Source organism: Flagellimonas marinaquae (genome assembly GCF_003992675.1).
GTDB classification, from domain to species: domain Bacteria; phylum Bacteroidota; class Bacteroidia; order Flavobacteriales; family Flavobacteriaceae; genus Flagellimonas; species Flagellimonas marinaquae.
The window spans coordinates 15,301-29,750 of record NZ_RZMZ01000005.1; the positions used below are offsets into that span (position 1 = coordinate 15,301).

The 14,450-nt window shown below is 44.5% G+C and carries 10 protein-coding genes; 6 read left to right on the forward strand and 4 right to left on the reverse strand.

What is annotated here, in order from left to right; all coding sequences use genetic code 11:
* Nucleotides 1-171 precede the first annotated feature (171 nt).
* From EO130_RS02855 to EO130_RS02870, 4 genes are all read left to right on the forward strand, one after another.
* Nucleotides 172-1,248 carry an efflux RND transporter periplasmic adaptor subunit gene (locus tag EO130_RS02855; RefSeq protein WP_127140024.1) on the forward strand — a complete coding sequence of 359 codons (1,077 nt, stop codon included), beginning with the start codon at nucleotides 172-174 and terminating at the stop codon, nucleotides 1,246-1,248.
* Complete coding sequence (locus tag EO130_RS02860; RefSeq protein WP_127140025.1) at nucleotides 1,245-4,343, forward strand: efflux RND transporter permease subunit; 3,099 nt, start codon at nucleotides 1,245-1,247, stop codon at nucleotides 4,341-4,343. The genes EO130_RS02855 and EO130_RS02860 overlap by 4 nt, the downstream gene beginning before the upstream one ends.
* Nucleotides 4,333-5,643 (forward strand): TolC family protein, encoded by a 1,311-nt coding sequence (locus EO130_RS02865; protein ID WP_127140026.1) that lies wholly within the window; start codon nucleotides 4,333-4,335, stop codon nucleotides 5,641-5,643. The genes EO130_RS02860 and EO130_RS02865 overlap by 11 nt, the downstream gene beginning before the upstream one ends.
* Before the next feature lie 358 nt (nucleotides 5,644-6,001).
* Nucleotides 6,002-6,736, forward strand: coding sequence for an NUDIX hydrolase (locus EO130_RS02870; RefSeq protein WP_127140027.1), 735 nt, complete (start codon nucleotides 6,002-6,004; stop codon nucleotides 6,734-6,736).
* 38 nt (nucleotides 6,737-6,774) lie between these two features.
* Here EO130_RS02870 and EO130_RS02875 read toward each other — a convergent pair whose 3' ends face one another.
* The 4 genes from EO130_RS02875 to EO130_RS02890 form a co-directional block, all read right to left on the reverse strand.
* A complete protein-coding gene (locus tag EO130_RS02875) occupies nucleotides 6,775-8,475 on the reverse strand; it encodes a DUF885 family protein (RefSeq protein WP_127140028.1) in 1,701 nt (566 codons plus the stop codon).
* A 90-nt stretch (nucleotides 8,476-8,565) separates the two neighbouring features.
* Nucleotides 8,566-9,573: a 4-hydroxyproline epimerase gene (locus tag EO130_RS02880; RefSeq protein WP_127140029.1), complete on the reverse strand. Its 1,008-nt coding sequence runs from the start codon at nucleotides 9,571-9,573 to the stop codon at nucleotides 8,566-8,568.
* A 3-nt stretch (nucleotides 9,574-9,576) separates the two neighbouring features.
* Nucleotides 9,577-11,100 (reverse strand): aldehyde dehydrogenase (NADP(+)), encoded by a 1,524-nt coding sequence (locus EO130_RS02885; RefSeq protein ID WP_127140030.1) that lies wholly within the window; start codon nucleotides 11,098-11,100, stop codon nucleotides 9,577-9,579.
* Entirely contained in the window at nucleotides 11,097-12,020 is a 924-nt protein-coding gene (locus EO130_RS02890; protein ID WP_417935502.1) for a dihydrodipicolinate synthase family protein, read from the reverse strand. Before EO130_RS02890 ends, EO130_RS02885 begins: the two co-directional genes overlap by 4 nt.
* 137 nt (nucleotides 12,021-12,157) lie before the next feature.
* Here EO130_RS02890 and EO130_RS02895 point away from each other — a divergent pair, with 137 nt between their 5' ends.
* A complete protein-coding gene (locus EO130_RS02895) occupies nucleotides 12,158-13,000 on the forward strand; it encodes an AraC family transcriptional regulator (RefSeq protein ID WP_127140032.1) in 843 nt (280 codons plus the stop codon).
* A 71-nt stretch (nucleotides 13,001-13,071) separates the two neighbouring features.
* Nucleotides 13,072-14,439 carry an exonuclease domain-containing protein gene (locus EO130_RS02900; RefSeq protein WP_127140033.1) on the forward strand — a complete coding sequence of 456 codons (1,368 nt, stop codon included), beginning with the start codon at nucleotides 13,072-13,074 and terminating at the stop codon, nucleotides 14,437-14,439.
* Nucleotides 14,440-14,450: the final 11 nt, after the last annotated feature.

Genomic DNA, 14,450 nt, shown 5'->3' on the forward strand with positions numbered 1-14,450 from the left:
TCAAGCCAATTTTGCGTTTTAGCCCTCTATTTCCGTCGTTAACCTATAACTTATGGACGTTCAAAGGATTCCCATGTTAAAATAGGACTGGTAATTGGTTGGGTACAAATGGTAAACTTTATCTTTGAAGTTGAGCTATTTAAAAAAAATAGTACCTATCCACCAAGCCAAATGAAAGTTAGAACTATTGTGTATATCCTACTGATCGTAGGTGTGGGCGCGTTGATAGCCTATAGAATCAAATCCAATGCCGAAATTGGGAAATCAAACAATTCCGGCCCAATGGTTCCTACTGTGACCGGAATGATTTTAAGGCCACAGAGCTTTAAGGACAATATCGCCCTAGCTGGAACGCTGGAAGCAGATGAACAAGTAGAGATACGCAGTGAGGTATCGGGCGTTGTTGAAAGCATCAACTTTGACGAAGGTAGCAAGGTATCGGAAGGACAAGTTCTTTTTAAAGTGAACGATATTGAGCTCCGTGCCCAACTTTCCAAAGCGTTGACCGCTAAAAAATTGGCTTCCGAAAATGAAAGAAGGGCAAAACTCTTATTGGAAAAGCAAGCCATTAGCCAAGAAGAATACGATATTGCCAGTGCTGATTACCAATCAGCTAACGCAGAAGCGGAATTGATAGAGGCCCAGCTTTCCAAAACCATCATACGGGCCCCTTTTTCCGGTACCATCGGACTCCGCTCCATCTCCAAAGGCACTTATGTGACCCCTACCACCGTAGTAGCAAAACTGGTCAATACGGACGAACTTAAAATTACTTTTTCTGTTCCCGAAAAATATGCATCACAAGTAAGGGTCGGCACGGTTTTGACTTTTACCACCTCAGATTCCAAAGAAGATCACAATGCCACTATTTATGCCATTGACCCGGAAGTGGACATTACCACAAGAACACTTCGGATGAGGGCCATTATGGACAATCGTGAAAATAAATTATATCCGGGCGCTTACGCTAGCGTGCAGCTCCCCCTAGAAACTGTAAACGACGCCCTATTGGTGCCATCGGAATCCCTGATTCCTGTCCAGAACGGAAAAAGAATCTTTATTTTGGAAAATGGCAAGGCCAAAGAGATAGATGTTGAAATCGGTGCAAGAACCGGCAAAGCCGTTCGTATTTTGAGCAACTTGAACCCTGGGGACACAGTTTTGACCTATGGGGTGATGGCCCTTCAGAATGGTTCCCCCGTGGATGTAGTATTGGAAGAGTTTGAACCTTTGACCCAAAACCAATGAACCTCTCGACCATAAGTATTAAAAGACCCGTTCTCACCATTGTGATGAACATAACCATTATTCTTTTCGGAATTATTGGTTACACTTTTCTTGGGGTACGGGAATTTCCATCCATTGACCCTGCCGTGGTTTCCGTTCGCACAAACTATTCGGGTGCCAATGCCGATATTATCGAATCCCAAATCACAGAGCCTTTGGAAAAGGCCATCAATTCCATAGACGGGATACGAAATATCACTTCATCCAGTGTTCAGGGAGCCAGTTCCATAACCATAGAATTTGAACTTGACAAAGACTTGGAAGCTGCTGCAAACGATGTTCGGGACAAAGTTTCCCAAGCCCGCAGAAGTCTGCCCGAAGACTTGGATGCCCCTCCCGTGGTTTCCAAAGCGGATGCTGATGCGGACAGGATTATCTCCATGACCATCCAAAGCGATAATAAAAATATCTTGGAGCTTTCCGATTATGCTGAAAATGTTATCTCACAACGGATAGAGACCATTCCCGGTGTAAGTGGCGTACAAATCTGGGGACAGCGAAGGTATGCCATGCGGTTATGGATAGACCCCTTGAAATTGGCCTCCTACGGACTTACCGTGGCCGATGTACGTGCTGCCCTTTTAGCACAGAACATTGAGCTGCCCTCCGGAAAACTTACGGGCGAAAATACCGAACTAACGGTAAAAACCCTTGGGAATCTCAATACAGAGGAAGAATTCAACAATATTATCATCTTGGCCGATGGCGAAAAATTGGTGCAGCTCAGCGATATAGGACGGGCCAGTCTGGAAGGAGAGAACATGGAAACCAAAATGAGCGATTCCGGACAGCCCATGGTCGCCATAGCCGTGGTTCCCCAACCCGGTACCAATTATCTCGAAATCGCGGATGCATTTTATAAGGAGTACGAAAAACTTCAAAAAGATCTTCCAGAAGATTTTAAGCTCAACATCGTTATAGACGACACCGTTTTTGTTAAAAAAGCCGTGACAGAGGTAGCCGAGACCATTTTAATATCCATTGTTCTGGTCATCTTGGTGATTTACCTATTTTTCCGAAACTGGTCATTGGCGCTTCGACCTTTGTTGGACATTCCAGTTTCCTTGATTGCCACCTTCTTTTTTATGTGGCTTTTGGGCTTCTCCGTGAACGTACTTACGCTTTTGGCCATAGTACTCGCCACCGGATTGGTGGTGGACGATGGGATTGTGGTCACCGAGAACATCTACAAAAAAATCGAAGAGGGAATGAACCCCATCGAAGCGGCCATAAAAGGTTCCAAGGAAATCTTTTTTGCCGTCATTTCCATTTCCATCACACTGGCAGCAGTGTTCCTTCCCGTGATTTTTTTGGAAGGATTTGTGGGTCGTCTGTTTCGGGAATTTGGTGTTGTACTCGGCACCGCGGTCCTCGTTTCGGCCTTTGTTTCCCTTACGTTGACACCTATGTTAAATGCTTATCTGACAAAACCCGGAAAGCAAAGTCGTTCCAAGTTCTATCAGGTCACCGAAAAATATTTTGTGGCCATGAACGAATCCTATAAAAGTGCCCTGGAAAAATTTATGCGACGAAAATGGCTCAGTTTCCCTATCCTTATCGGATGTATCGGGTTGATTGTGCTATTCTATTCCTTACTTCAGAAGGAGACTGCCCCTTATGATGACCGTAGCTTTGTCCGTTTGAGCGTTTCGGCGCCCGAAGGATCGTCCTACGAATACATGGATAAATTGATGACGGGCATTACGGAACTCATCAATGATTCCATTCCCGAAAAAAAGGTCAGCCTTATTTTGACCTCACCCGGATTCGGAACATCGTCGGTAAACAGTGGTCGCGCCAACGTGGCACTGGTAGAGCCCAGCGAAAGGGAGCGTTCCCAACACGAAATTGCTGAAGACCTCGGGCGTTGGGCCAAAGCCTTCGTAGGCGGACGATCCAATGTATCGGAAAGACCGACCATTTCGGTGAACCGTCGTGGCGGACCGCCTATCCAATTCATCATTCAGGCCAAAAACTTCCAAAAATTGGAAGAAAAAGTCCCTGAATTTATGGCCGAAGCGGAAAAAGACCCCACATTCTCCTTTGTAGATGTCAACCTCAAGTTCAACAAACCCGAAATTTATGTGTCCATTGACCGCGAGAAGGCCGAAAGCTTAGGGGTTTCCGTTCGGGATGTAGCACAAACTTTACAACTCTCTTTAAGTGGACAACGGTTTGGTTATTTTTTGATGAACGGAAAACAATATCAAGTCATTGGACAGTTTGATAAGCAAGATCGGAACGAACCCACGGACCTTACTTCCATTTTTGTAAAGAACGATGAGGGCCAGCTCATACAGTTGGACAACTTGGTGACCACCGAAGAACATAGCAGTCCACCACAATTGTTCCACAACAACCGGTATATGTCGGCCACTGTTTCGGCCAACCTTGCGCCTGGCAAGAGTATTGGGGATGGCATTGACGCCATGAATGCCATAAAGGATAGAGTGTTGGATGATACCTTTACCACAGATCTTGGTGGGGAGTCACGTGATTTTGTAGAGAGTAGTTCCAACACAGCATTTGCCTTTGGCTTGGCCTTTCTACTCATATTTTTGATTTTGGCTGCACAGTTTGAAAGCTTCATTGACCCTATCATTATAATTTTGACGGTTCCCATGGCTGTAGCTGGAGCCATGTTTTCGCTTTGGCTGTTCGGTGAGACTTGGAACATTTTTAGTCAGATTGGGACCATTATGCTGATTGGTCTGGTTACCAAAAATGGTATTCTAATCGTTGAATTTGCCAATCAGTTGCAGGAAGAAAATGAAGATTTGACCAAAATGGAAGCTATTATGAAAGCATCTGTTTCCCGATTACGTCCCATTTTGATGACCAGCCTTACCATCGCCTTGGGAGCATTGCCCATTGCTTTATCACTGGGAGCGGCATCCACCAGTCGTACCGGAATGGGAGTGGTCATCATTGGTGGCACCTTGTTCTCTTTGGTGCTTACCCTGTTTATCATTCCAGCACTTTATTTGATGTGGTCCAAGAAAAAGGTCATACGCCCAGAATTCAAAAACCTTGAACTTTCCTCCCATGGACATTAAGAAAAGAGCCTGTACCATATTATGTATTATTGGGGGCATTCTTTACGGTGGGGCCCAAGAAATACTCACGGTACAGGAAGCCGTACAGATTGCCCTTGAAAATAATTTTCAGATAAAAACCGCCCAAAACGACCTTGAAATGGATGAACTGGGAGCCACCTTGGGGCAAGCAGGGATACTTCCTAGGGTCGGTGCCAATTTAACGGACAATAACAGCATTCAGAATTTATCGCAGTTGCGTAACGATGGTACCCTTCAGGAACGCGACAATGTAAGGAACAGTAGCCTCAACTATGGCGTAGCCTTGGAATGGACGGTTTTTGATGGATTGCGCATGTTTGCCAACCTGGAACAATTAAAGGAAACCAAGAAATTGGGCGAGGCCGAATTGAAACAAGCCATTTTGACCAGTGTGGGCGAAGTCATGATCACCTATTACGATTTGGTACAACAACAGCAGCAATTGGCTGCATTGGATAGTACCTTGACCATATCGGAACAGCGGGTGGAACTGGCACAAAACCGTTTTACCATAGGAAAAGCTTCCAAACTTGAAGTACTGAACGCGCAAGTGGACCTCAACACGGACCAAACCTTGATGCAGCGGCAACTGGAACTCTACAAGAACACCAAAATACAGTTGAACGAGCAATTGGCCCGTGATTTAAAAATCGACTTTAGGGTAATTCCAGAAATCTTTGTGGACCAAGAATTGATATTGGAAGAACTGGAAACGAAAGTGGCTTCCGAAAATCCGCAATTGTTGGCCGAAAAAATCAATAAACGCATCAGTGAACTCGAACTCAAACAGATAAAGGCTGCTCGTTATCCATCCGTTTTTGTGACCTCGGGTTACAATATCGGGAGTTCCAAATCGGAATTGGGGTTTGCGATAAGCTCTGAGTCAAGAGGGTTCAATTATGGTTTTGGGGCAACGCTCAACCTTTTCGATGGTTTTAACCAAAATCGAAACGAAAAAATTGGGAAAGTCGCACTAAAGAACGCCGAAATTGCCATTGCACAACAAGAACAGGCCTTAAATTCCTTGGTAAACACTACCTATCAAACGTATTTAACCAACATTAGCCTTATGGAGCTTGAGGAAAAAAACGAGACCATCGCCAAGGAAAATTTGGAAATTACCGTTGAAAAATACCGCATCGGGATAATCCCTACCATAGAATTCAGAACTGCGCAACTCAACTACATTAATGCCAGTGTACGTCTGAGCAATGCAAAGTTTCAGGCCAAGTTATCGGAAATCGTTCTGAAACAACTTGCTGGGGATTTGGAGATATAACCATAAACTTTCCTTTTGGGTTACACGCCATTGGTTTACTGTCCAATCAAAGTCTAAATACAGGACAATGAACGGATATTCTTCTAACTAATCTTGAAGTAAACAGCAAGAATTGAAAATTTTCTGTCCTTGATACTTGTATTGAAGTGATAGTCCCTAAGGTTTATCAGCCACAACATTCAACCCTTCTCGTTCAAGTTAAGTGATTCATAAAACATAAAAGGATTTTCATACCATTTCAAAAAAAATTTCTACAAAAAGTACTAAGGGGGGTTCGTGGCTTCTTACAAAACAATATCACAAAAGTTCCTATCAATAATTGTTTCTATTTTTGATAAAGTATTCTAGATATAAAAAAATGATAGAAGATAACTTGGAAGTCACATCGAACCCCAACCAACAATTGAATTATTATGAAAACGAAGATTGTGTCCTCTTGGCGGTCGACTGTATCATCTTTGGGTTCGATAAGGAAAAACTGAAAATTTTATTGGTCAAAAGAAACATTGAGCCCGAAAAAGGAAAATGGTCGCTTATAGGAGGATTTCTCAAAAAGACTGAAGATTTGGATGAGGCAGCAGCACGGGTTTTGGAAACATTGACCGGATTGAGCGACATCTATCTGGAACAGATTCACACCTACAGCAAGATAGATCGCGACCCAGGACAACGCACCATTTCCGTAGCCTATTATGCTTTGATTGATGTGGACAGTCACCATTTTGATGGAATCCAAATAGACGCCGCACAATGGTTCGACATCAAGGAAGCCCCAAGCTTGATTTTTGACCACAACGCCATGGTGGAAAAGGCAAAAGCGCGATTACGCAGACGTGCACTTAGCAAACCTATTGGCTTTGAGCTTCTTCCCGAAAAATTCACCATGCGACAATTACAAAACTTGTATGAATCCATTTTGGACAAGGAATTGGATAAGCGCAATTTCATCAATAAAATCAACTCCCTTGACGTACTCATCAAATTGGACGAAAAGGACATGAGCGTTTCCCGAAAAGGGGCATACCTCTATGTTTTCGATAAGGAGAAATACCGAAAAAAGGTGGAGGAAGACGGGTTTATCTTCAAAATATAAACCCTTAACTATTACCTCTTTTGATTGAGAAAACTGCCTCAATCCTTAAAATCGGTGGAAAACTTCCAAGTTGTTTTATGGTTTTTAGTGAGTGGCAGCTCTTGTAGCAGGCTTCGCAGTAATTCCACGGGCATTCGCCCCTCAAGCATCACCCGGTCATGAAATTGTTTTTCTGTCCATCCTTGAGCCAACATTTCATTGCGGAGGGCATAAAATTGCAAACCTCCCATCATATAGGCCAATTGGTATAAGGGCGGATAGCTGGTGGTAAAGGACCTTCTCACTTCTGCCTCGGCATTCGCATATTCATGCCCGACCTCATCTACCAATAAATCGATACATTCCTGTGGGGTCATTTCCCCTAAATGGAACTTCAATGAAAAAATAATCCGGGCACATCGGTGAATCCTCCAAAAAAGCATTCCCATTTTCTGTTCAGGGGTCTGCGGAAATCCCTTGTTCCAAAGAATGATTTCCCAATACAATGACCACCCCTCGGTCCAAAAAGGCGTGGAAAACGGTCTGCGGTAGCTTTTATGGCGACTCGTCATAAAATACTGCAAATTATGTCCCGGCAACAATTCGTGTTGCACCGTAGGAAATGAAAAGTTAGGGTTATTCCCCCGCATGCTCATCAACTTGTCGTTATGGTCCATCTCCATGGTGGGATATGAAATAATGATATCCCGTCCTCCCAGAAAGAAGGGGCTAATTTTTTGCCGCTCGGGGCTCATCATTTTCATGCCCCAGGTTTCCTTGGCCAATTCGGGTAAGGTGATCAAATCCCTTTCCTCTATAAAATTCACGGAATGGGCGAATAAATCCATAATGGCCTGGGGCTGCTGACCCGCTGGCACATAGGTGTTTTTTACATGCTCTAAGGCCTTTTTCCAGTCATCTCCGTACCCAAGCTCCCTAGAAGCCTTGATCATTTCATTTTTGCACCATTCAAATTGCTCCTCTGCTGTTTTGATGAGTTCCGCTGGGGTGTAGGGAATAAATTCCAACGCCAAACTTTCTTTTAGCGCCTCTTCTCCAATAGGTTTTCCAATAATGCCGCTGCCGTCGTCCTTTACACTATCCTCGGAATAATTGTCCTTTAGGAATTCGGCATAGGCGGTGAGCTTTTCGTTTAGTTTTTGATATGGTTTCTCCATCCACCAGGTAAAATCGGGGTCGTAGCCATAGTAAAATTCATAGGCCTCTTTTAACGCTTTTTGGAATGAGGCAACTACATCCGATGCCTTATCTGCAGTTTGCCAATCCTTAAAGGGTTTGGACTTCCAGGTTTCCATATCGGCATCAATCGCTTCGGTGGCATTCTGAAACAGTTGTGCCAATTGTTTTGCATCGTGTTTTTTGCCCCTTCTCCGCTCTTGGATGAACGGGAAAATGGGATTTGCAAAATCGCCCACCTCTTTCACCCGTTTATAAGCGAGGTAGTCTTGATTCAAAAAGTAGTTGCCCTTGGTCACCAGATTCTTCAACAACACGTAATCCACCTTTCCCTGTCGTGAAAGGGATGCAAAATCAATGGCGTTCATTTTATTTTCCCAGTTCGAATAAAATGTCAAAAACCGCTGATAGTACTCTTCGGATTCATCTACTGTATAGGTGCGTTGCAAGGCCCAAGTATCCATTTCAAACTCGGTGACCAAATCCGCCAATCGACTATTTTGTGCTGTGCTCCAGGTACCCACAAAGGCGACCAATACAATGGTTATTTTCTTTAAGCTCATACGCTCTATTTAGTTGATCAATACCTAAAGGTAATGATTGATTATTTTCATGTTTTTGATGCACCTTCCACATCTAAATTTCGATGTGCCCTAAAGGACCTGAAAACCGTGTGCGTAGGGGTCATCGTCATCTATGATGATGTTGTTGTAACCCGTAACCTTTGCCCAGCCTTGAATGCTGGGAACAATGGCCTGTTTTCCATTCAAGGTGGTTTCGGCCTCTACTTTCCCAACAAACTTGCTCCCAATAATGCTTTCGTGCACAAAAGGTTCTCCTACCTTCAAAGTTCCTTTCGCATATAACTGGGCCATACGTGCAGAAGTTCCCGTGCCGCAGGGCGAACGGTCAATGGCCTTGTCCCCATAGAACACCGCATTTCGACCGGATGAAGTGGCATCCAAAGGTTTTCCTGTCCACATCATATGGCTCACATCCCGAATGGTTGGGTTTTCCGGATGCACGAACCTATCTGGATATGTCTCGTTTATGGCCTTTCGAACCACTTGTGAAAACTGGATAATCTGTCCAGCGGTATAGTCCTCCAATCCTGTAAAATGCTCCTGAGGGTCTACAATGGCATAATAATTTCCGCCATAGGCCACATCAAAATGGATTTCACCAAGGCCCGGGCAGTCAATCGTCAAATTTTCTGCCGCCAAATAGGATTTTACGTTCACCAACTTTACCCATTCTACCTTTTTTCCCGTCAACTGGTATTCAATCTCAACCAAGCCTGCAGGTGCCTCCATGCGTATTTTTCCCGGGATTTTGGGAACTATCAAACCTTCTTCAATGGCCACTGTTATGGTTCCGATGGTCCCATGACCGCACATGGGCAGGCAACCTGAGGTTTCTATGAAGAGAATGGCAAAGTCATTTTCAGCATCATGGGGTGCCATCAAAATACTTCCGCTCATCATATCGTGACCCCGTGGTTCAAACATTAAACCCCTTCGAATCCAATCGTATTCCCGTAAAAAATGCTGACGCTTCTCGCTCATGTCCTTGCCCATCAAATTAGGGCCTCCCCCAGCCACAACGCGTACTGGGTTTCCGCAGGTATGGGCATCCACACAAAAAAATGTTTTTCTGGCCACTCGCTATTTTTTTAAATGGTCTGGAAGCAATTCCGTTGGAAATGATTGATAACTAATGGGGCGCACCCAACGCTTGATGGAATGCACACCAACAGCCGTAAACCTTGAATCGGTGGACGCTGGGTAAGGTCCACCATGTTGCATGGACGCACATACCTCAACTCCTGTGGGCACACCATTGTAAATAATTCGTCCCACGCGATGTTGCAATGCATCGACGATTTTTGGTAAATTCAAAGTATCATCCTTTTCTGCGATGAGCGTCCCGGTCAATTGTCCTTCCAAGCCTTCAATAATCTGAAGCAATTCCGCTTCGTCCTCACATTGCACTACCATGGAAAAGGGACCAAAGACCTCTTGGTGCATCTTGGGGTTATCTAAAAATGCCTTACCAGAAACGGTGGCTATGGTTGCGGCGGCTTCGTTGGCATCCAAATCCCCATCGTAGGTTGCCACCACCTTAACACCTTCTTGCCCGGTTACGGTATCTCCTTTGGAGATGTACCCTTTTTTGATATTGGGATGTAACATGATTTGAGGGGCTATGGCGACGGTTTCTTTGGCCAACTCCTGAATAAAACTCTGGGCATCATCACTCTTCAAAGTCAACAAAAGTCCAGGATTGGTACAAAACTGTCCTGTACCCAATGTAATGGACCCTGCATAGGTTTTGGCGAGTTCACTTCCTCTTTTCGAAATAGCACTTGCAGTCATGATCACAGGATTGATACTGCCCATTTCGGCAAAAACTGGAATAGGCTCCTCTCTTTTGGCTGCCAAATCGAACAGTGCCCTGCCCCCTCCGATACTTCCGGTAAAACCAACGGCTTTTACTTTTGGATGGTTCACCAAATCAATTCCGGCCTGTACCGAACCATTGATGCTTGAAAAAACGCCTTTGGGCATACCTGTTTTGTTGGCCGCTTTTACAATGGCAGAAGCAACCAACTCATTGGTTCCCGCATGCATGGGATGAGACTTTACAATCACTGGGCAGCCTGCGGCCAAGGCGCTTGCCGTATCGCCTCCTGCCGTGGAGTATGCCAACGGAAAATTACTGGCCCCAAAAACGGCCACAGGACCCAAGGGAATCATGGTTTTTCGCAGACTTGGTTTTGGTTGCGGTAGTCTATCGGGCTGGGCTGCATCAAATGTATTTTCACGCCAATCGTCGTTGGCAACCAGTTCGGCAAACGAACGCAACTGAAAAATGGTGCGTCCCCGTTCGCCAATGGCCCTACCTTCTGGCAAACCCGACTCCAACATATAAGTGTCAATCAATTCTTGGTCCAGTGCCAACATTTCGTCAGCAATGGTATTTAAAAACGCTGCTCGTTGTTTGCCCGGCATACTTCGGAATACCTTAAAAGCCTCCCAAGCCAAGTCTACGGCCGTATCTATTTCATCTTTGGTGGCTTCTACGAATACCGTTGGGTTCGGAACGTTCCTCTTGGGATCTGTTGTTCTAAACTCTACGGAACCGTCTGCCTTAAATTGTCCTCCAATACAGTTTTTACCTGTAATCATACTTCGGTATTTATGTTTTTATAGTCCGGGAGCTCCGGTCTATGTTTCATTGCGGTTTCAATCACTTGTAAAACGCGTTCCCGTTCAGCGCCTTGCAAGGGCAATCGGGGTGCTCGCACATGTTCGGTGCCAATTCCCGTGGCCACTTCGGCCAGTTTGATGTTTTGCACCAACTGTGGGCTGATGTCCAATTCCAATAAGGGCATGAACCATCGATATATCTTCAGGGCTTCCCCAATCCTGCCTGCTTTCACCAACTCATAAATGGCAACAGTTTCGGCGGGGTAGGCACAAACCAATCCTGCCACCCAACCCACGGCCCCGATGACCAAACTTTCCAATCCCAAGGTATCCACTCCCGTAAAAACCTTTACACGGTCGCCAAACCTGTTCTGGATCCGGATAACGTTGGTAATGTCCCTAGTGGACTCCTTTATGGCTTGGATATTATCCAACGTAATCAATTCCTCCAACATATCCAGACTTACCTCAATCTTGTAATCTACTGGATTGTTGTACAGCATAATGGGTAAAGCCGTGTTTTCTGCCACAGCCTTAAAATAAGCGACCGTTTCATAATCGGTAGCCTTGTAGCGCATGGGCGGCAACAACATTAATCCCTCTGCACCTACTTTTTCGGCTTTCTGGGCAGCTTCAATGGCGCCTTTGGTACTCTGTTCCGCCACATTCATGATCACTGGAATTTTTCCGTCGGCCAGTTCTACCGACTTTTTGATCAAGATTTCCTTTTCATCTTGCTGCAAGGTGCTCGCCTCCCCCAAGGTACCTCCTAAAATAATCCCATGTACCCCTGCATCGATTTGCGCTTTTATGTTCTTTTCGAACATTTCAAGATCCAAGGTGTCGTCGCTAGTAAACTTTGTAGTTACCGCTGGCATTACGCCTTCCCATTTTACCATAATGTAAGCTTAATTTTTTCCTTTTTAAAATTACGAAGAGACCTACTCTTTCTTTTGTTCGATTATTAGCTTATTATGATAGTATATTACCCTAAATTAGCTATAAAATCAATTTTTCAAATAATTTAGGCGTATCCATGAAGGTGCTTCCCTTTAAAATACCAAAGCCACAAGATGAGGCATTGGTCTATCAAATTGATCGAGAGCAGGTATTTTATGACCAGTTGCACCAACATGGTGAAATTCAGATCAGTTATGTGGAAAAAGGCGCAGGTTCTCTCATCGTGGGTGACAGCATCAATGAATACAAAGCTGGTGACATTCTGGTCATTGGTAGTTTTGTCCCTCATGTGTTCCGAAGCGATACCCGAATCAAGGACGAATCATTGATGCACACCTTGTTTTTTGACCAAGATTCCTTTGGAAGAAGTTTTTTTCAATTGGCGGATCTTTCTTCCATCCAACACTTCTTTAAAAAAGCGGAGTTTGGAATGCGAGTAACCTCAAGACAGGGTAATATTATCCCTTTGTTCCTTGCCCTGCAGGAACAGGATAAGGTGGAACAAATTGCATCGCTACTGCTCATCATCAACCAAATCAATAAATCCAAGACGGCGCCACTTTCGGCCTTTGTGTATCGCAAATCGTTCACGGATGATGAGGGCAAACGGATGAGCAAGGTCTACGACTATGCCATGGAAAACTACAGGGAACCCATTACTTTGGATGAGATTGCAGAAAAGGCCAACATGACGAAGAATGCTTTCTGCAGATATTTCAAAAAGAGGACCAACAAGACATTTTTCCAATTTTTGATTGAAATACGCATTGAAAATGCCTGCAAGCTCCTTTTAAAAAACCCTGAGCTTTCCATTGCTTCCATCTCTGAGCAGTGCGGTTTCAACAATATTGCCAACTTTAACCGCAAGTTCAAGGAATTCAAGCACTGCACGCCAACCCAATACCGTCATCAATTTTAATATAAATGGGCATAGCACTTGGATGCTGGGACGTTTATCCATAATTTCAAACTATCTAAGCAACACATCGTTTGTACACCATCATCGACATAGAAACTACGGGGAACGGCATCAAGGGCAACAAGATTACCGAAATTTCCATATTTAAGTATGATGGCAATCAAATCGTGGATGAATTTACATCGCTTGTCAACCCACAATGTCCCATTCCGTATTTCATTACGGGACTAACCGGCATCGATGACCAAATGGTACAAAATGCTCCGGTATTCCATGAGATTGCCAATACGGTAGAAAGCATCACGGAGGGCTGCATTTTTGTGGCCCACTCCGTCAATTTTGATTATGGTGTGATCAAGGAGGAATTCCGGCAGATCGGGGTTGATTTTAACCGAAAAAAGTTGTGCACGGTTCGGCTGTCCCGAAAATTGATTCCCGGACTGCGTTCGTACAGCTTGGGAAAACTCTGCTCGGCCATTCAAATTCCTTTGGTGGACCGTCACCGTGCTCGCGGGGATGCCCATGCAACGGTGCTTCTGTTTGAGAAGTTGTTGGAGCAACCCGATGCTGATTCCATATTCAAAAAGTTTTTGAATGCCCGAAGTCAGGAAGCCACCCTCCCGCCCCATTTGCCCAAATCAGTTTTTGACCGTATTCCCCAAAAACCGGGCATCTATTATTTTATGAATCAAAAAGGGGAGATTATTTACGTGGGAAAGGCCATCAACCTAAAGAAACGGGTTTTGGGCCATTTTTACGACAAGAGCCGAAAGGAAATCCAAATGTGCAGCGAGACGACCAACATTGATTTTAAACTGGCAGGCAGCGAATTGGTCGCTCTTTTGATGGAATCTGCGGAAATCAAACGGCTTTTCCCACCCTATAACCGTGCCCAAAAAAGAATGGGAAAACAATACGCCATTTTTGCCTACGAAGACAGAAATGGGATTACCCATCTGGCCTATAACACCATTAAAGGTGTACCGAACCCATTAAAAATATTGCATAACCAAACGGAATGTCGGGCATATTTGGAGCAAGTATGCAAAGTATTCTCGCTGTGCCCTAGATACTGTCATTTGCAACAGACTGCATCAGCTTGTTCCCATCACGAAATAAATACCTGCGAAGGTATCTGCAGCGGTGAAGAGGAAATAGATAGGTACAACCAAAAAGTTGAAGAGGCCATCACCCACATGAAAATGCTCTCCTCGGAAATCAGGGTCATTCAAGAAAAAGGCAGAAACGAAAATGAACATGCGGTCATCTTGATAGCGGATGGCATTTACAAGGGTTTTGGTTTTGTCGATACCGAGACGCAATTATCCACCCTTGAAGATGTGGAGGCTTTTATCACCCCACAAAAGCATACCTTGGAAACGGAAAGTATTCTGACGCAGTATTTTCTCAAGCAAAACAAGAGCAAGATGCTCGTGTAACCCTAAAAGCA